The 18078-nt window shown below is 42.3% G+C and carries 16 protein-coding genes and 1 pseudogene; 8 read left to right on the top strand and 9 right to left on the bottom strand.

The window, feature by feature from the left end; all coding sequences use genetic code 11:
• Positions 1-242 precede the first annotated feature (242 nt).
• Positions 243-983, bottom strand: a complete 741-nt coding sequence (locus BCAMP_RS01145) for a MurR/RpiR family transcriptional regulator (protein WP_035313014.1) — start codon at positions 981-983, stop codon at positions 243-245.
• Positions 984-1166: 183 nt separating this feature from the next.
• Here BCAMP_RS01145 and celB point away from each other — a divergent pair, with 183 nt between their 5' ends.
• Entirely contained in the window at positions 1167-2459 is a 1293-nt protein-coding gene (celB, locus tag BCAMP_RS01150) for a PTS cellobiose transporter subunit IIC (RefSeq protein ID WP_035313016.1), read from the top strand.
• A complete protein-coding gene (locus tag BCAMP_RS01155) occupies positions 2456-3355 on the top strand; it encodes a DUF7916 family protein (RefSeq protein ID WP_035313018.1) in 900 nt (299 codons plus the stop codon). The genes celB and BCAMP_RS01155 overlap by 4 nt, the downstream gene beginning before the upstream one ends.
• Positions 3356-3419: 64 nt before the next feature.
• Here the strand turns inward: BCAMP_RS01155 and BCAMP_RS01160 are convergent, their stop codons facing one another.
• Positions 3420-4415, bottom strand: a complete 996-nt coding sequence (locus BCAMP_RS01160) for a tRNA dihydrouridine synthase (protein ID WP_035313019.1) — start codon at positions 4413-4415, stop codon at positions 3420-3422.
• Between the two features lie 86 nt (positions 4416-4501).
• On the bottom strand, positions 4502-5098 hold the full coding sequence (locus BCAMP_RS01165; RefSeq protein WP_035313020.1) for a TetR/AcrR family transcriptional regulator: 597 nt from the start codon (positions 5096-5098) through the stop codon (positions 4502-4504).
• 124 nt (positions 5099-5222) lie between these two features.
• Here BCAMP_RS01165 and BCAMP_RS01170 point away from each other — a divergent pair, with 124 nt between their 5' ends.
• Positions 5223-6356 (top strand): YhgE/Pip domain-containing protein, encoded by a 1134-nt coding sequence (locus BCAMP_RS01170; RefSeq protein WP_035313021.1) that lies wholly within the window; start codon positions 5223-5225, stop codon positions 6354-6356.
• A 56-nt stretch (positions 6357-6412) separates the two neighbouring features.
• On the opposite strand, the pseudogene BCAMP_RS01175 reads toward BCAMP_RS01170, so the two are convergent.
• The 5 genes and pseudogenes from BCAMP_RS01175 to BCAMP_RS01190 form a co-directional block, all read right to left on the bottom strand.
• Positions 6413-7787 (bottom strand): annotated as a pseudogene (locus BCAMP_RS01175) (glycoside hydrolase family 1 protein).
• On the bottom strand, positions 7768-9114 hold the full coding sequence (locus tag BCAMP_RS01180; RefSeq protein ID WP_035313022.1) for an alpha-L-fucosidase: 1347 nt from the start codon (positions 9112-9114) through the stop codon (positions 7768-7770). The pseudogene BCAMP_RS01175 and the gene BCAMP_RS01180 overlap by 20 nt, the downstream one beginning before the upstream one ends.
• A 4-nt stretch (positions 9115-9118) precedes the next feature.
• Positions 9119-9946 carry a LacI family DNA-binding transcriptional regulator gene (locus BCAMP_RS01185; RefSeq protein ID WP_269479246.1) on the bottom strand — a complete coding sequence of 276 codons (828 nt, stop codon included), beginning with the start codon at positions 9944-9946 and terminating at the stop codon, positions 9119-9121.
• A gap of 20 nt (positions 9947-9966) precedes the next feature.
• Positions 9967-10128: a LacI family DNA-binding transcriptional regulator gene (locus BCAMP_RS13675; RefSeq protein ID WP_198015668.1), complete on the bottom strand. Its 162-nt coding sequence runs from the start codon at positions 10126-10128 to the stop codon at positions 9967-9969.
• A gap of 15 nt (positions 10129-10143) precedes the next feature.
• The gene (locus tag BCAMP_RS01190; RefSeq protein ID WP_035313023.1) at positions 10144-11478 is read right to left on the bottom strand and encodes a PTS sugar transporter subunit IIC; all 1335 of its coding nucleotides are present in this window, start codon (positions 11476-11478) and stop codon (positions 10144-10146) included.
• Between the two features lie 357 nt (positions 11479-11835).
• Between BCAMP_RS01190 and BCAMP_RS01195 the strand changes: the two genes are divergently transcribed.
• The 4 genes from BCAMP_RS01195 to BCAMP_RS01210 all read left to right on the top strand — a co-directional run bounded on the left by BCAMP_RS01195 (position 11836) and on the right by BCAMP_RS01210 (position 14464).
• Entirely contained in the window at positions 11836-12456 is a 621-nt protein-coding gene (locus BCAMP_RS01195) for a sugar O-acetyltransferase (protein WP_035313024.1), read from the top strand.
• A gap of 12 nt (positions 12457-12468) precedes the next feature.
• Positions 12469-13266, top strand: coding sequence for a Cof-type HAD-IIB family hydrolase (locus tag BCAMP_RS01200; protein WP_035313025.1), 798 nt, complete (start codon positions 12469-12471; stop codon positions 13264-13266).
• A gap of 520 nt (positions 13267-13786) precedes the next feature.
• Complete coding sequence (locus BCAMP_RS13360) at positions 13787-13960, top strand: hypothetical protein (RefSeq protein ID WP_156921084.1); 174 nt, start codon at positions 13787-13789, stop codon at positions 13958-13960.
• 15 nt (positions 13961-13975) lie between these two features.
• Positions 13976-14464 (top strand): hypothetical protein, encoded by a 489-nt coding sequence (locus BCAMP_RS01210; protein WP_035313027.1) that lies wholly within the window; start codon positions 13976-13978, stop codon positions 14462-14464.
• A 47-nt stretch (positions 14465-14511) separates the two neighbouring features.
• On the opposite strand, the gene ppdK is transcribed toward BCAMP_RS01210, so the two are convergent.
• Complete coding sequence (gene ppdK / locus BCAMP_RS01215; RefSeq protein WP_035313028.1) at positions 14512-17139, bottom strand: pyruvate, phosphate dikinase; 2628 nt, start codon at positions 17137-17139, stop codon at positions 14512-14514.
• 138 nt (positions 17140-17277) lie between these two features.
• Here ppdK and BCAMP_RS01220 point away from each other — a divergent pair, with 138 nt between their 5' ends.
• Positions 17278-18033: a DeoR/GlpR family DNA-binding transcription regulator gene (locus tag BCAMP_RS01220; protein ID WP_035313029.1), complete on the top strand. Its 756-nt coding sequence runs from the start codon at positions 17278-17280 to the stop codon at positions 18031-18033.
• Positions 18034-18078 lie beyond the last annotated feature (45 nt).

Consider the following 18078-nt stretch of genomic DNA (forward strand, 5'->3'; position numbering starts at 1 on the left):
GTTATAAAAATAACGAAAATTATCGTTTTGAGGCTTTTCTCTTCCCCCCCGATTATCCGATAAAAGCCACTACTGCTGCAATTATTTGTGACGCGTGAGTATTTTAAATTCAAATTAAAGGAGTTTCTTTTATTTGAATTAGCACAAAGGAGCTATCCCTCAGAGAACAGCTCCTCAGATTGAAGGTAAACGGAGAGCAAGGCATCAATGTGTACATTATCGAAAGTGATGTCCATTTACACTTAGTATTCAGCGTGCAGGGCCTTTGCTAAATGTTCTAAAATAAATAAAATCGGTAATTTAGAGGTGACGTCCTGTCCGTTAAAACTTTCGGAGGGAATGAAATAAGAAATGTTCGCATCGGATAACATCGCCACGGTTGACGATGGCGAGTTTGTAATTGAGATAATCGAGGCATTTCTAAATGGTGGAGAACTTAAATAATTAACAATATCGGTTGTTTCCCCTGAAACGCTAATCGCGATAACGCAAGACTGCTCCATAATTTGATTAGAGACAAAGTTTTGTGGATTGGTAATGGGTTGTTCAATGCGTAAAGCCATTTTTGATAATGACGAAAAATAAATAGCCCCATAGTTAGCGAGAATATCAGATGTTCCAACACCTAAAAAAAGAACGAACTCTCTGTCTTTCAGCAACGAAACGGCCGCTTTTATTTGATCTTGAAACTCTTTTTCATTGCTACGATTCAAAAAATTACTATAGACGTAGGAATCGAAATTCAACGTATTTTTTTTTGATTGTTGTTCTTCAAGGTAGATTTTCATACGGATTTTGAATTCATTAAAACCATCACATTGGAACTTTTTACAAAAGCGTTGTATAGTTGCGACACTCGTATGTTTTTTTTTGGCTAAGTCTCTAATATTAATATGTGGCATTATCTCTAAATTGTTAGAAATAAAGCGGTAAATTTCGTAATCAATTTCCCCCAAGGTAGGGGTGTGTTCTAAAAATAACATTTAACAGCCTCCCGTTGATACGCAGTGTATCTAGTTAGATAATTGTACCGAGTATACCGTTTGGGAGTCTTTATGACTAGGATGTGTTATTAGTGAGCTTTGTTTATGGTAAATTAGAATTAAGTTATTAGCTAATAGCATTAATGTAAACGAATACATTTTTAGATGTAGGAGGAGAAAAAAGTGAATAAGTACGTTGGTTTTTTAGCAAGTAAGTTAGCACCTTTAGGTATAAAACTAGGAACACAAAAACACTTAGTTGCTATCCGTGATGGGATTGTCTATTCGATGCCGTTAGTAATGATTGGGTCACTGTTCTTAATTATTTCCAATTTACCGATTCCTGGATACAGCGAGTTTTTAAACAATACAAGTGATTTGATGGTATGGTTTAATAAAATTGTAGATGGCTCATTTGGTGCGATGGGACTAGTCGCCAGTTTTTCGATAGCCTATAGTCTTGCGCATCAGTACAAAATTGATGGGATTTCAACGGGGATTATTTCATTATCCTCATTTTTAATTGTGACACCTAATATACTAGACAGCACTGATGCCGCGGGTGTACCGCTCCTGTTTTTGGGAAGCCGTGGATTGTTTATCGCAATGTTGATTGGTCTATTATCAGCGGAAATATTTAGATGGTTTGTTAAAAAGAACATCCGAATTAAAATGCCCGATTCTGTACCACCGGCAGTATCTCAATCGTTCTCTGCCTTAATTCCTGGTTTTGCGATTATTTTGTTTTTTGCATTGATTTATCAAGCATTGAATATGTTTGATATTACAAATATTCACGATTTAATTTTAATTATTTTTAATAAGCCGCTAACCTTTTTGGGTGGCACGTTATTTGGCACGATGATTGCTGTGAGTTTAAATTCTATCTTTTGGTTTATTGGCCTTCATGGTGGAAACATTGTTGGTTCGGTCATGGGACCTATTTGGTTAATGAATACTGATGATAACAGAATAGCGTTTCAAGCAGGCAAAGAAATGCCGCATATTTTCACATCGACCTTTACGGATGCATTTGTTTATATCGGTGGGGGAGGGGCTATATTTGCTTTAGTATTCTTGCTCTTTTTCTTCTCGAAAAGTAAAGAAGGTAAGACGATGGGGAAATTGAGTTTCTTCCCAGATATTTTCAATGTTGGAGAACCAGCAATGTTTGGGATTCCAATTGTTATGAAGCCAATTTTATTCTTACCCTTTGTGCTTGCACCGATGGCGAATACAGTGATTGCCTATATCGCAATGTCCTCTGGACTGGTTGCTAAAACAGTCGGGATAGCCATTCCATGGACAACACCACCATTAATCAGCGGTTATCTTGCTACAGGCGGAGATATAACGGGATCGATTTTACAAGTAGTCATAATTGTAATTGATATCTTAATTTACTTCCCGTTCTTTAAGATGTTAGATAATGAAAAAATGAAAATTGAGAGTTTCTCGAAAGGAATGGACAAATGAAAAGACTATTGAATTGTCAGGCAAGTGACTTTAAGAAGATGAAGGGAGCCGATTTGAAACGAGCAATTTTAGCGAGTGAAGGTCGGACAGTCTGTTCTGAAAATGTGGTTATGAGTCAACCTTATGATTCGAATATTACAAATGCTGAAGTTGCAAAAAGTTTTGGAGCGGATTTGATTCTATTAAATGCATTTGATTGTATTCATCCTATTGTAAATGGTCTAGGGGAAAACACTACCAATCCAGTGCAACAATTAAAGGATTTAACGGGACGTCCAATCGGAATTAACTTAGAGCCTGTAGATGAAACAGCGGAACTGTTAGAATATAAAACAGAGCTGGAATCAGGGCGGATATGCTCAGTTGCAACGATTCAGAAAGCACAGGCATTAGGTGTTGATTTCATTTGCTTAACAGGGAATCCAGGAACGGGTGTAACTAATAAAGAAATTAAACGAGCGATTAAGACTGTAAAAGAACATTTTGATGGTTTAGTCATTGCTGGTAAGATGCATGGTGCAGGTGTTAATGAATCGGTTTTACCAGATGATGAAACAATTGATGCTTTTATTGCGAGTGGTGCGGATGTTATTTTAGTACCAGCTTTAGGTACAGTTGCAGGTGTGACAGAACAAGAATTTCATGTGGTTGTTAAAAAAATTAGAGCAGCAGGAGCTTTAGTGATGTCGGCGATAGGTACGAGTCAAGAATCATCGTCGCAACATGTGATAGAAGAGATTGCATTGAAAAATAAAATGGCAGGAGTCGACATTCAACATATTGGTGATGCAGGTGTTGGTGGAATGGCACCACCGCAAAACATCTTTGCACTATCTGTTGCAATTCGAGGATTACGCCATACAGTGAGTATGATGGCACGTTCGATAAAACGTTAGAAGTAATACGTGTAAGACAGAAGACAGGCGAGTAGTTGCATTCAACTACTCGCCTGTCTTTTGCTTATTTATCTTCACCAATCTCTTCAATCGGTTGTTGCAGTGCTTCATTCACTAAGGCGCGAACAGCATCAGTTGACTTGGTGTTCATCAAAGCATTGCGTAGTTCGGCTGCGCCTTTGAAGCCGCGTACATAAATTTTAAAGAAACGGTGCATATGTGTAAAGGGACGAGGTTCGGTTATTTTTGCATAGTGATCATAAAGGTCAACTTGCAACAACAATAAGTTTAAAAAGTCAGCAGCTGAATGTGCTTGTGGCTCGATCTCGAAAGCATAAGGGTTTGTGAAAACACCACGGCCAATCATCACACCATCCACACCATATTTTTCGACGAGTGCTAAACCATCGGCACGATTCGCAATGTCGCCATTAATCGTTAGCAATGTTTGTGGTGCAATTTCATCACGCAGCTGCTTAATTGCTGGAATCAGTTCGTAATGCGCATCGACCTTACTCATTTCTTTACGCGTCCGCAAATGAATCGTTAAGTTAGCAATGTCTTGTTTTAACACATGAGTTAGCCAGTCACGCCATTCATCGATTTGGGTAAAGCCAAGACGTGTTTTGACACTAACAGGCAGCCCACCTGTTTTAGCAGCCTGAATAATTTCAGCCGCATTTTCAGGGTAATTGATTAAGCCGGAGCCGCGTCCTTTTGAAACCACGTTTTGAACGGGGCAGCCCATGTTTAAGTCAACGCCTTTAAAGCCCATTTCTTTCATGCCTATACTCATCTGTGCAAACAATTCGGGTTTGTTACCCCAAATGTGTGCAACTAACGGCTGCTCATCCTCAGTAAAGGTTAAACGACCACGCACGCTTTCTTTGCCTTTAGGGTGGCAGTAACTTTCCGTATTAGTGAACTCGGTAAAAAAGACATCGGGTTTGGCAGCTTCACTAATGACGTGTCGAAAGACAACATCGGTCACATCTTCCATTGGTGCTAATATAAAAAACGGCTTTGGTAAATCAAGCCAAAAATTGTCTTGCTTAGTCATTTCATCTTCTCCTTAGTCATTATCTTCTAAATTATACATGCTCATAAATAGTATCATTTTTCGGCGGAACTTGCACAGACTTTCGCTCATGATGGTCTTATTTTTTTTTGAATAAAAGCGATGATATTAATGTAGAGAGTCGTTAGTTCCATCGGTGTTTGATCGAGGTCATTTTGGAGCCACTGTTCAATCAAGCCTAAAAAGGCCGATGTGATAAAGGCGATAAAATAATCAAGTGGTACATTGAGGTTTTGCTGGTAATAGTCGTTTTTGCTGAGATTAATTTGCACTTTTTCTGCAAAAGCTGCCTTAAAACGAAGGTGAAAACCAGCCCGACCATGGTCACTTAAAAAAATCTTCAGCAAGGGTGATTGGGTGGCGATAGATCGAAATAAACTGGCCGCTAACAGTTCCTGCTCTTTGGCAAAGGTAGCAGGAGTGGCATAGCGCGCCTGTAACTCGTCAAGATGATTGCCGATATCAGTAAACAGTTGCTGTTCGACCTTATCGAGGAGGTCGAACTTATCCAGATAATGTAAATAGAACGTGCCGCGGTTAATCTTTGCTGCCGCGGTAATGTCACCAATCGTAATCGTATCAAATGTTTTCTTACTCATAATGTTAATAAATGCTTCGGTAATAAGTGCTTTCGTGCGCTTATTTTTTTCGATATAACGACTCATAAACACCTCTTTCTCAAAAATGAACAAGTTGTTCACTTTTGTTGATTGCTTTGGTTTGTTGCTCATTATATGATAATAACATAAAAATAAACAAGTTGTTCAAATTTGGAAGGGGATAGTTAACGTGCGATTATTTAAAGAAAAATTAGCCTGGGCGGCACCGATTGCGGTTATTTTAATCATTGCTTTATTTTCGGTCAACCTCTTTGTGCAAGGGGATCCACAAATTAAAAATTTACCGGTTGCATTGATTGTGAATGATGAAGGTAAAAACGTCGATGCGGTTAAAACAGCCGTGAAAAACATGAGCCAAGGCGTCGATGGTGCAGAGCCAGTGATTGCTTTTACAACTGAAAAAGAGGCTGATATTGACACGCTCTTTAATGACAAAACCTATTATGCGGCCTTAGTTGTTCCAAAAGGCTATCATGATGCACTGACAGATGCGGTTAAAAATAAGCAACCAGCAACCTTAAAAGTGTATGTGAACCAAGGATACAATGCGACGGGGGCCAATGCGGCAAAAACGGCCTTAACAGCACTCGTTAATCAAATGAGTCAACAGTATTCAACAACCTTTATTAAACAACTAGGGGATAAACAAATTGATGCGGCTGATGCAACCGTGCTGGCGAATCCAATTGTGGCACAAGATAAAGTCTTTAATGCTGTGACAGCAAAAACAGCCAATGGGAGTGCACCGTTATTAATGGCGATGCCAGCTTGGGTCGGTGCTTTAATCGGTGGCTTCATCGTCTTTTTAGCAACCGCAAGCATTGTAAAAAAAGAACGCTTGAACCGGTCACAAGTGCTACGCTTAATGAGCAATCAACTGCTGTTTGGGATTATCATCGCCTTATTCTCAGGCTTTACAGTCGCAACCATCGGCACAATTGCGGATATTGCGATGCCGAGCTATTTATTAGTGGCGCTATTCGTGTCATTTGCTGCTTTCTGTTTCTACTTACTCGTTTCAGCGGTAACCGCGTGGATCGGCAAACCAGCCATTACGCTTTTCATGGTGGTAATGTTATTAGGCATGGGTGTCATTATGATGCCACCTGAAATGCTTCCTGATTTCTTCGTCAACTTTGTTCGTCCATGGATTCCCATCCGCTTTGCTGCTGAAGGCTTACGTGATATTTTCTACTTCGGTAGCGGCTTCTATACTGGTCATTCATTTAATGTGATTGCCGGCATTGGAATCGTTGGTTTAATCGTCTTTGTGTTATCAGGATTTAAACGACAAAATCGTTAAATAAAATGCCCCCGTAACGTTTTGGTTACGGGGGCGTTTTATGTCTAAAAAGCTATTTAAAAACCATTGTTCTCACTGACTGTTTTAAACCAGAGACCACTTTTTTTGAGCGAACGCTCATACGGAGCGTTTAAAGCCATCCGATAAAAACCATAGCGATTAGTATAGCCGTTAAGCCATGACCAACAGTCAACAAAGGTCCACGTATGATAGCCAAAACAGTTGCTGCCAGCAGCAATGCCACGATGTAATTGTCGCAAATGATCCTGCATAAAAGTAATGCGGTAATCATCTTCAATCATGCCAGCAGCGTTCATGAAGCGGTCCTCATCGGCCACGCCCATCCCATTTTCAGCCACGTACCACGGAATGTTGTGATACTCATCTTTAATCATCACAGCCATGTCATAGAGTGCTTCGGGGTATATTTCCCACCCACGGTAATGGTTCATTTTTTTGGCAGGCCAATCATAAGGACTGTAAAAATCTGCCGGCATTTGCGCAGGGGATTTTGGCTGTGTCGGCGCTTGCACCCGGCGTGGTTGGTAATAGTTAAGGCCGAGAAAATCAACGGGATTAGCAGCGATGCGAGCTGCATCACCATCTTCGGTTAGTGGCATGAGCTGATGTTCGCTCAATAAGGCAATCAAGGCTGGCGGAAAGTGTCCAAGCACACAAGGGTCGAGAAAACTTTTGCTATTAAGGAGATCGGCCGCATCTTTTGCGCGTTGATCGGCCGCTGATTCACTGCGAGCATAGGTTGGTGAAATGTTAAGAATTATTCCAATTGAGCCTTTGAAACCACCGGTTTTAAAGGCTTCAACAGCGGCAATATGGGCCATTAGCGTATGGTAGCCGACTTGGACAGCTTTTTTTTAAATCGACCACTGCTGGATAATGATAACCGAATAAGTAGCCACATTCAACATGAACAATCGGTTCATTAAAAGTCGTCCATTGTGGCACGAGATCGCCAAAAAGGTCAAAGGCAGTCTGTGCATAAAAGGCGAAGGCATTAACCGATTCACGAGTTTCCCATCCACCTTTTTCCATCAACCACCATGGCATATCGAAATGAAAGAGGTTAATAATGGGGTGGATGTGAGCCTTATTAAGGGCTTTAAAATAGTCGCGGTAATAAGAAACAGCTTCTTCATTGATGTTTTTTCCGTCAGGCAATAAGCGAGTCCATGAGATGGATGTGCGATAAGAAGTCAGGCCAATTGCTTGCATCCGCTTAATATCATCAGCATAGCATTCATAGACATTAGAGGTGATAGCGGGGCCTTGATTCGGTTGGAAGTTAGCTGGTGCAAGCTCATACCATTTATCCCAAGTTGAGGGGCTTTTTCCGTTTAAGAGGGCATGTCCTTCGGTTTGGGGAGCAGAGGCGGCAGCGCCCCATAAAAAATTAGTTGGAAACTGGTACATAAGAGACCTCACTTTCTAATAGTAGTGTTAAAGCAGTAATTGATGTGGCAGCTGGAAGAGTAACTTGTCCTTTTATAATGCAGAGACTTTCACCTGTATCAGTTACCAGACATTGGCTTAGCGGACTGTTGAGTTGCAAATCAGCTAATGTCAAGCTAGTAGCTGTTGGCTGTGGTAATAAAAAGGCGAACACTTTGTTCTCCTTTTGAGTGAAATACCAAGGGTCAAGGGCCTTGATGTTAAAGGGACGGGTGCCATAAATACCGTCACCAAATCGTTTGAGCCACGCGCCAAATTCGCTCAGAAGCTGCTGCGCCTCCAAAGGTAAAGAGCCATCTGGTTTAGGACCGATGCCAAAAATCACATTGCCACCCAGTGCTACGATTTTTACGAGCGTTTCCAGCAATTCAGCGAAGGATTTATAGGTGTCATTCGGCACGTACCCCCAATTTTTGGCAAAGGGAATATTGCTTTCCCAAGCTTTAAGCGGTAATTCAGTCGGAATCTGACGTTCCGGCGTAACGTAGTTTTCAAAGGCACCGCCAATCGTACGGTCAACAACGAGCAGATTCGGTTGCAATTGCCGTAATTGTGGCACGAGTGTTGTCATATCAAGCTGTTCGTTGTTGGCACGATTCACCCAACCACCATCAAGCCACAGAATGTCTAATTCGCCGTAGTTTTGGCACAGTTCAGTCAATTGCGCAGCAACAAAGTCGTTAAACTTTTGCCAGAGTGCGGGTTGTTTGAGCGGGTCATAGCTTGCATAACGGCCACGTGGCTCAGAACCGGGCACCCAATAAGCAGGATGGTGCCAATCGGCTTTAGAGTAATAAGCACCAACGGCCAGCTGTTCCTTTTTAAAGGCGGTTGCAAGCGCTTTGAAAACATCAGCTGTTGGTTGGACAGCATAAGGACAGTCAGATGCCGTCATTTTATAGTCAGTCTGCTGTGTATCGTACATTGTAAAGCCATCGTGATGTTTCGTCGTAAACAGCATATAGTTAAAACCAGCTGCCTTAATTTGCTGTGCCCAAGCTGTTGCATCAAATTGGAGGGGATTGAACTGCTGATTGAGTCGCCAATAATCTTGACGCAACACGTCTAAATCATCACGCCACGGTTTTTTACGGGCCCACTCATCTTCAGCCGATAGTTGCCATGATTCAACAATGCCGGCTTCGCTATAGAGACCCCAATGAAAAATGACACCGATTTTTTGATCTTTAAACCAGTCAATTTTTTTGGCTAAGCCAGGTGTGAGCGCTTGATACCGTTCTAGCGCTGTATCATCATTTGATTCAATATCTGCACGGTTAATCGCCATCTAATCACTCGCTTTTTAGGTTATTTTTAACAATGGAGTCACGCCATAAAATCGTATTGGTGAGTGTAAAGGTTTCACTTTTTAAGTGGTCTTGATTGCGAATCTTTTCAAGCAGTCGTTCGACCGCTAATTGACCAATTAGCGGAATCGGTTGTTTGATGACCGTAAGCTGTGGATAAAAGATATCACTGGCATCAAAATAATCGTAACTGGCAAACGAAAGAGCACTGCCAATGTGGATTTGTTGTGTATGAATTGTCTGCAACGCCCCCAGTGACATGTTGTAGTTACAGACGAACACGGCAGTGACTTTTTGTGTGAGCAAATGGGCCATGCCACGGGCACCACTTTCTTTAGAATAATCACCGTAATAAATCAGCTCTTCTGCTAACAGCTGTTGCTGTGCTTCAAACGCATCAAGAATGCCTAGAAAACGTTCACGTGCAACATAGTCGGTTTGTGGTGCAACAATTACACCAATCCGCTCGTGTCCGAGCTCAAGCATCTTGGCGAGTACCTTTGTTGTGCTGGCACGATTATCGACGACAATCGAATCGATTTGGGAATTATCGAGTGGTGTAATCAATGATACGATGGGAAATGGTAAGTGTTTCAACATGTCTAGCTGCGGCCACTGTTGCTCGGCACCGACAATAATTAAGCCATCGATTGCACGAGAGGCAAAATAGTTGAGCTTTTTGGGAATCAGTTGTGGATCATCACGGTAATTCGATAATAACAGTGAATAGCCGAGTGGTTCTAATACATCATCAATTTTGGCGACAAGAGCAGCACTGAAATTACTTTGCATGTTATTCATTAATAAGCCAATTGTGTGCGTTTCGCTACTTTTTAATCCTTTGGCAAAAAAAGTTTTTCTTTGTAATCCAAGGCTTCAATCGCAGCAGCAATTTTTTTGGCGTTTTGAGGTCGCAGTTTATGACCGTTTAAGTAGCCAGAGACACTACCGACAGAAACACCGGCCTGTTTGGCGACTTCTTGAATCGTTGCCATTGAGATTCCACCTTTCTATTGTGTTTGATTAAGTTTTTTTATTAATTGATTGCTTGCAAGTACAAAAGGTAAATAGATGAAAATATCGAGGATGAAAAGCGCTGCCGCCAGTAAGGTAGCAGGAATGTCACCTGCTGTTGTTACCCAAGCAGTAATAATCGGTGGAAGTGTCCATGGTGGAATGACGACACTTTTAGCAACGAGTCCCATCACAGTGAGCGGATAGGCAATCGCGAGGTTGATGAGTGGCACGCAGATAAAAGGAATCACAAAGAACGGATTCATCACAACGGGTAAACTAAACATAATTGGTTCAGAGATGTTGAATAAGCTCGGTAGTAGGCCAATTTTTCCGACCTGACGGTAGTTTTTTTGTTTTGAACCAATAAAGATGGCAATTAAGAAGGGCAAAATCGCACCTGTTCCACCAAAGAGGGTGTACATGCCAATCCAAGGATTCGTGACAATGTTTGGAATCGGTAAGCCAGCTGCAAAAGCATCCATGTTTTGTTGAATCGCAATTAACATCGGCGGTGAGGTCACCGACGAGACGATGTTTTGTCCATGCAGGCCAAAGAACCAAAAAATTTGGGTTAACAACTCAACACTGAACAAGCCAATCGGTGATTGCATTGCAAATTGAAGCGGGCTCGAAATAACCTTCGTTACCACATCAGGAATGGTCATCCCTGTTAATGAGACGAAGCTAAACGTACCAACCGCAAAAATGATAATGACGATGGCCTCGGGAATGAGCGAGTTAAAGGAATCACTAACTGCCGGTGGAACCCCGTCGGGCATACTGATACGTAGTTTTTTATTTTGTGAAATACGCAGTAATAATTCGGTGCCAAGCAGTGCAGCAATAATACCAACAAACATCCCTCCTGAAGAAGTTAGTGATTGCATGTAGGCACCTGCAATTTCAACCGATTGTTCGGCACCAAGTGGTATTACGTCATTCATGAGTGGAAACATAATTAATGCAAGCGCAAGGCTTAAAATACCAGCATGTATCGGATTGAAATACTTCGCTTCGATTTTCGAAACGCTCACATAATGTGTTGCAAGGCGATAGCCGATTAAAAAGGTTAAATAAATTGTCATGAAACCCATCGTACCATTGTTAACCATCGTCGCTAAATTCGAAAGTGGTCGTAAATCGAGCCAACTTTGATTGATTTTGACGTTGGTAAAGACGAGGGCGTTTAATAAAATAAAGAGCGAGTTGACCATAATGATGGGCATAATATCAATAAAACTATCACGAATCGCTACTAAATGACGCTGATTAGCCATTTTAGCAGCCAAGGGCATTAAGCGCGTGCTTAACTTATCAGAAAAAGACATAAATGTTCCTTCTTTCATCAGTTTATCGTAAAACTTGAATCGATTCAAGTTCATCGTAAAACAAAATGTAAACGATTGCAAATACTGTTTTTGAGAGGAACTAATCATTAGTATTTATAAGATGCAATAAATACTGTAGCCAAATCAGGGAGAGTTAAACGGAGACCAAGAGAGTGAGGGGATGAAACGATATGATAATTCTCGAAAAAATAATTTTTGGCGGATGAGTTCTTGCAAGCATCTTTTGAAAGTAGATGATAGAGGGTCTAAAAGTAATTTTTTGCATTAACTTTGTCTGCTCGCTATACTTAAGAGGTAAGCGCTTTATTTAAGAGCAAGGATGAATGGAGTGAGAAGATGACAACCGAAAAAGAAAAGATGATAGCAGCACAATTGTATCGTTCGAATGATGCCGTACTGAAGGCGGAGATGAAACGGGGACGACAATTGACACGTCTATTTAATACAAGCACAGAAGAACAGCTTGATTATCGTACGACCTTACTGAAACAGCTGTTTGCAAAGACAGGTGAACAGCTGTACATCGAGCCGAACCTCCGTTGTGATTACGGCACGAATATTACGGTTGGAGAGTCCTTTTATGCCAATTATGACTGCGTGCTACTTGATGTAGCGCCGATTACAATCGGTGATAACGTGATGTTTGGCCCGCGTGTTAGCTTGTTAACAGCCAGTCATCCATTGGATGCTACGGTTAGAAATAGCGGCTTAGAATATGGAGAAGCAATTACGATTGGCGACAATGTGTGGCTAGGCGGTAGCGTTACGGTTAATCCAGGTGTGACAATTGGTGTCAATACAATTATTGGTTCGGGGTCAGTGGTGACGAAAACAATGCCTGCAAATGTTATTGCAGCAGGTAACCCTTGCCGTGTCATTCGCGAACTAACCACTGCTGATAAGCAGTTATGGGAAGAAAAACAAGCAGCTTATTGGGCTGACTACGAAAACGACTAGAGGAGCAATTAGATGGTGAAAATGATCGCAGTAGATATGGATGGAACTTTTTTAAGTTCAGCGAAAGACTATAATAGAGCACGTTTTCAGAGGTTGTATCAAAAAATGCAGGAGCAAGATGTTAAATTTGTTGTTGCCAGTGGTAATCAGTACTACCAATTGACCTCTTTTTTTGCGGACATTGCGGCTGACATTTCGTTTGTTGCCGAGAATGGGGCATTAGTTATTAGTGAAGGTGATGAACTGCTCTGTGGCAAGTTGAAACCAGCGCTGATTACAGAGGTTTTAGCCTTTTTAGATAGCCAGCAAGAGGTGCGTGTTATCTTATGCGGACGTCATAGCGCATACGTACGTGTGAGTGAACCCGCAAGCTTTATCACACAAGCGAGTCAGTATTATCATCGCTTGGCGACCGTTGCTGATTTTAAGACCTTACCGGCTGATGTGTTATTTAAGTTTGCCTTACATGTACCAATCGCAGAGACGGAACAACGGATGGCTGCCATCAACGAGCGTTTTAGTGGTAGGATTAAAGCAGTCACCAGTGGTCATGGCGATATTGACTTAATCATTCCTGGCTTACATAAGGCGAATGGGTTACGCGTATTACAAGAAAAATGGCAGATTCGTGCAGAGGATATTGCGGCCTTTGGTGATGGTGGCAATGACCTCGAAATGCTCAGCCATGTTGGTCAGAGCTATGCGATGGAAAATGGGAGTGCGATTGTACGTGCGACTGCTAAATACATTGCCCCCCGAAATGATGCTGAAGGCGTACTGACGGTTATGGAAGAATTACTGGAGAAATAAAAGCGAAATCATCTCGTAAACAAAGACACTATCATAGCATTTCAAAGAAAATGAAGTCTGTTTAGACTTTTTCTCCAATCACTGCAGTTTAGAACGGTTTTAAATTCTTTTGTTCTAGGCAACACGAGCCTTTGAGGTGAGTGTACAGATGGTACTCGACTCCGAGAAGGCGAGGCATTGACGACCTAGAATAGCGTTTATCTTCACTCTGAGCCTGTTAACTGTATGTTAACAGGCCTTTTACTCCTTTTAAAAAAGTGAATATTCAGACCATTCCCTTTGACTTTCGTTAGCTACCTGTTTTAAAATGTAAGTAGAAATAAAAAAGGGAGCTGATAATTATGTGTCAAAATGATGTTGAGGTAACTATTGATATGTCAGAAAAAACTCCGAAATATATTCCTTGTCCATTAGGTGGTAAGCATAATATGAAAGGGAATGGATCAGGCGACGTACGTGAGAAAAGAGGGACGGTACTATTGAAAGGCCACTGTTTCCGATGTATAAATGTGGAATGGTGATGGTAGGACAATATAGTCCATTTCAAGGTAGTAATAAAGGCGGGCGTTATTATACTGGAAGTGGTCCTGTTGCTAATTACACTGTTATCATAGTGGCTAATGGGACAAAATTACCAGTAAATAGCAATCTCAGCGAAGACGCTTTTTTTCAAGGCATGATATGGGTAGCATAAAAGGAGGCAAACGCAATGAAAAAAATCACCGCAGTAATGATGATACTCTTAGCCGCCATCTTCTTTAGTGGCTGTTCGAGTTCGGCAGCTAGTTTTGATGTCAAAAAAGAACAGCAAGCAGCGAGCAAACAATTAACGGCAATGGGTAAGTTGTTTAGTACGAATGAAACCTTTAGTCGATTGAATACGGATGAACTCAAACAAACCTTAACCGACAAGTTAAGTGACTTCGTCACCAAAGATGAACTGCGCAAGATGAAGAGTGAGATACCACAATGGCAGGCGGGAAATTATGCCAATGATTTGTTTTTTATTGCACCACGAACCGATGAAGATAAGGCGGTATTTTTAGCGACTACACCTAACTTTACTGATAGTCATCTTGAAGAACAGACACTTATTTTTCAGTTGGACTATGAGCCTGAAGCTAATTTCAGTGGCACAACTGTTAAGCTCAAAAAAGAAGATGGCACATGGAAAGTTGACCGGATTGTTAGTGAATAGCAGGCAAAAACCCCAACACCTTAACGGTCTTTGGGGTTTTTCTCGTTTTAATTAACTGTACGATTTAAGAGGGCAGCCTTGGCTAAAGCGAGCTTCGCAAGCGGTACGCGGTAGGGTGAGCAAGAAACGTAATCAACCCCAATTTTTTCAAAGTAGGCAACCGATAAAGGCTCGCCCCCCAGTTCACCACAGACACCAATTTTAATACCTGGCTTCGTTGCTTTGGCCGCCAAAATTGCCTGTTGCATTAGTTGGCCGACACCATCCTTATCAATCGTTTGGAAAGGATCAACCGGCAATAATTGCTTGGCTATATATTCCGGCAAAAAACCGGCACTATCATCGCGTGAAAAACCATAGACCATTTGTGTGAGGTCATTCGTACCAAAGCTGAAAAAGTCAGCGGTAGTTGCTAGTTTCCCAGCGATTAAACAGGCACGAGGCAGTTCAATCATTGTGCCAATCGTATAAGTCAGCTGTTTATTAGCGTCCGTTAACACTTCGTCAATTGCCTGTTCTAAAAAATGACGCATCCAGTTCAGTTCAGCCTCACTACCAATCAGTGGAATCATAATTTCTGGTGTGACCGTAATGCCTTCAGCTTGCAGTTGTAAGGCGCTTTTAACAATCGCCTGCACCTGCATCTTATAAATAGCAGGGTAACTAATTGCCAACCGCACACCTCGGTGTCCCATCATCGGATTGCTTTCTTTTAAGGCTGCTAAACGCTCTGTTAAAAGGAGGGGCGAGATGTTTAATTGGGTTGCGAGCTGCTGTTGTTCACTCAGTTGCGTCGGCAAAAATTCATGCAACGGTGGATCAAGCAAACGAATGGTGACAGGGCGCGATCCGGCTGTCCGAAAGAGTGCGCTAAAATCAGCTGTTTGATGAGGTTCAAGCTCGTTCAAGGCGACAAGTCGTTCCGCCGCCGTCGTTGCTAAAATAAGGCGACGCATCTCAAGCAAACGCTCGGGACTAAAAAACATATGCTCTGTGCGTGTTAAGCCAATGCCACTTGCTTCGAATTGCAAGGCTTGGGCAAAGTCAGTTGCTGTATCGGCATTGGCCCGTACGGATATATGCGTGCGCTTTGATAGCACTTGCATCAGCCGCTTGAAACTCGGTGTGATTACGGCTGGTGAGAGTGGGATTTTTTGCGGATAGAGTTTCCCTGTGCTGCCATCAACAGAGAGCCAATCACCCTCGGTTAAAATACCGTTATCATAATGTAAGGTTTTTTCCACCTCATCAATTAACAAGGTGTGACAGCCGCAGACGCACGCAGTCCCCATACCACGAGCAACGACAGCGGCGTGGCTCGTCATGCCCCCTCGGCTTGTAATAATCGCTTCGCTTGCAATCATCCCAGCGATATCTTCCGGTGATGTTTCTTGCCGAGCTAAAATAACGGGAATGTTATGCTCAGCAGCGGCTTGAGCAGCTGTCGCTGAAAAATAAAGTTGACCTGTGGCAGCTCCCGGACTAGCGGGTAAACCAATCGCAAACGGAGTGAGTGCTTCGATGGCAGCGGTGTTAAACGTATCATGCAAGGCGGCTTCTATGTCATCGTAAGAAAGACGTTCAATCACCTCAGCGGCTGTAAGAAGGCCCTCGTCCAAAAAAGTCATTAGTAAATGAATTTGCGCGGCTGCCGTTCGTTTTCCGTTACGGGTTTGCAGAAAGTAGAGCTGCCCTTTTTCAATCGTAAATTCAACGTCTTGCATGTCTTTGTAATGGGTTTCAAGCAACTGAATCCGTTCGCTAAATGTGGCGTATAAGGAGGGCATAATGTGTTGCAGCGATTGCATCGGTAAAGGTGTTCGAATACCGGCAACGACATCTTCTCCTTGCGCATTGAGCAAAAACTCGCCGAAGATTTCGTTTGCACCGGTCGATGGATTGCGAGTGAAACAGACACCGGTGGCACTGGTGTCACCCATATTGCCAAAGACCATTTCTTGGATGGTAACGGCGGTGCCTAAATCGTCTGCTAGATGATGCAGTTGACGGTAAGTGAGTGCCCGTGGGTTGTACCAAGAATCAAAGACGGCCTCAATCGCTAACATGAGCTGCTGCAAAGGGTCTTGGGGGAAGTCTTTGCCTGTTTGTGTCCGGTAAATTGTTTTATACGTCGTTATCAGTTGTTGGAGGTCGTCGCTAGTTAAGTCAGTGTCGCGCGCACGTTGCTGCTCTGTTTTTAGTGCCGTCAGTGCTTCCTCGAAGAGCGCACTTGAAATGCCCATGACAACATTACCAAACATTTGAATGAGGCGACGGTAACAATCAAAGGCGAAGCGTGGGTTGTTGGTTTCATTCGCAAGTATGAGAACCGATTGGTCAGTTAAACCGAGATTTAAAATCGTGTCCATCATTCCTGGCATCGAATGAACAGAACCACTCCGAACGGATAAGAGCAACGGACGTGTGGTACCAACGAGTTGCTTTGCCGTTTCTTGTTCCAGTCGCTCGATTGCGAGTGGCAGTGCAGCCTTTAAGGTTGGTGGCATCGTTTGTTTTGCGTTAAAATAAGCAAGACAGGCTGCAGTCGTCACTGTAAAGCCTGCGGGTACAGGTAGACCAATTCGTTTCATCTCGGCCAAGTTGGCACCTTTGCCACCTAAGAGATGCTTCAATTCTTTGCGACCTTCGTCAAAAAAATAAATGTAATTTTGCACAAGACCACTCCTTCTAATCAAAATTAACGTTATGAGCAAGGCGTTTCTCAATTCCATTATAGACAGCGAAAAGGGGTTCGGATATCAATGTTCAACAAGTTGACGAATGTTCACTGTAATCATAAGGAGGAATCATCGATGAGTAATCAGGAGCGTCAGCAAGAAATTATGGCAATATTACGGTTGAAAAAAGAAGTGAAGCCGTGTGACTTATGTTTGATGTTACATAGCAGTTTATCGACTGTGCGACGTGATTTGATACAGTTAGAAAAAGACGGCCAGATTAAACGCTCATATGGTAAGATATCGCTGAAACAATTAGCACATACTGAACCGGTTTTTCAACAGCGACAACGTCAAAATAGACAAGCAAAACAACAGATGGCTGAAATAGCGAGTGATTTTATTGGTAACGGGCAAACAGTGTTCTTAGATAGCAGTACAAGTGTCCATCTGTTGGTGCCCTTTTTACGTGATAAGCAGGATATTGTTATTATTACAAACGGCTTAGCGACCGCAGCACAACTGAATACGGAAACAAATAACCGCGTGTTTTTTGTTGGAGGAGAGCTCACGCCAGGATTGGGGGGGGCGAGTGGCGGCTTAGCCGAGGCCTTTTTGCTCCCATTTACGATTGATGTTGCTTTTTTCTCCTGCCGTGGCATTGATCCTAACTTTGCTTATGAAGCGAATAATCAACACGCCCATTTTAAGCAACAGGTGATGGACGTTTCGCAACAGTCGATTTTACTCTGTGATGCGACTAAATTTTCAACCCGCTATTTTTATAAATTAGCCCAATTAACGGCTTTTTCAGCGGTGATTACTAATCAAGCACCAGTCGATGAACATTATTTAACAGCTAGTGAGGCCCAACCCGAGTTTTATTGGTGAAGGGTGTTATAGCACAAAAAAATGGTGTGCTATAGCAGTTTATGC

This window comes from Brochothrix campestris FSL F6-1037 (assembly GCF_000525915.1).
Classification (GTDB): Bacteria; Bacillota; Bacilli; order Lactobacillales; family Listeriaceae; genus Brochothrix; species Brochothrix campestris.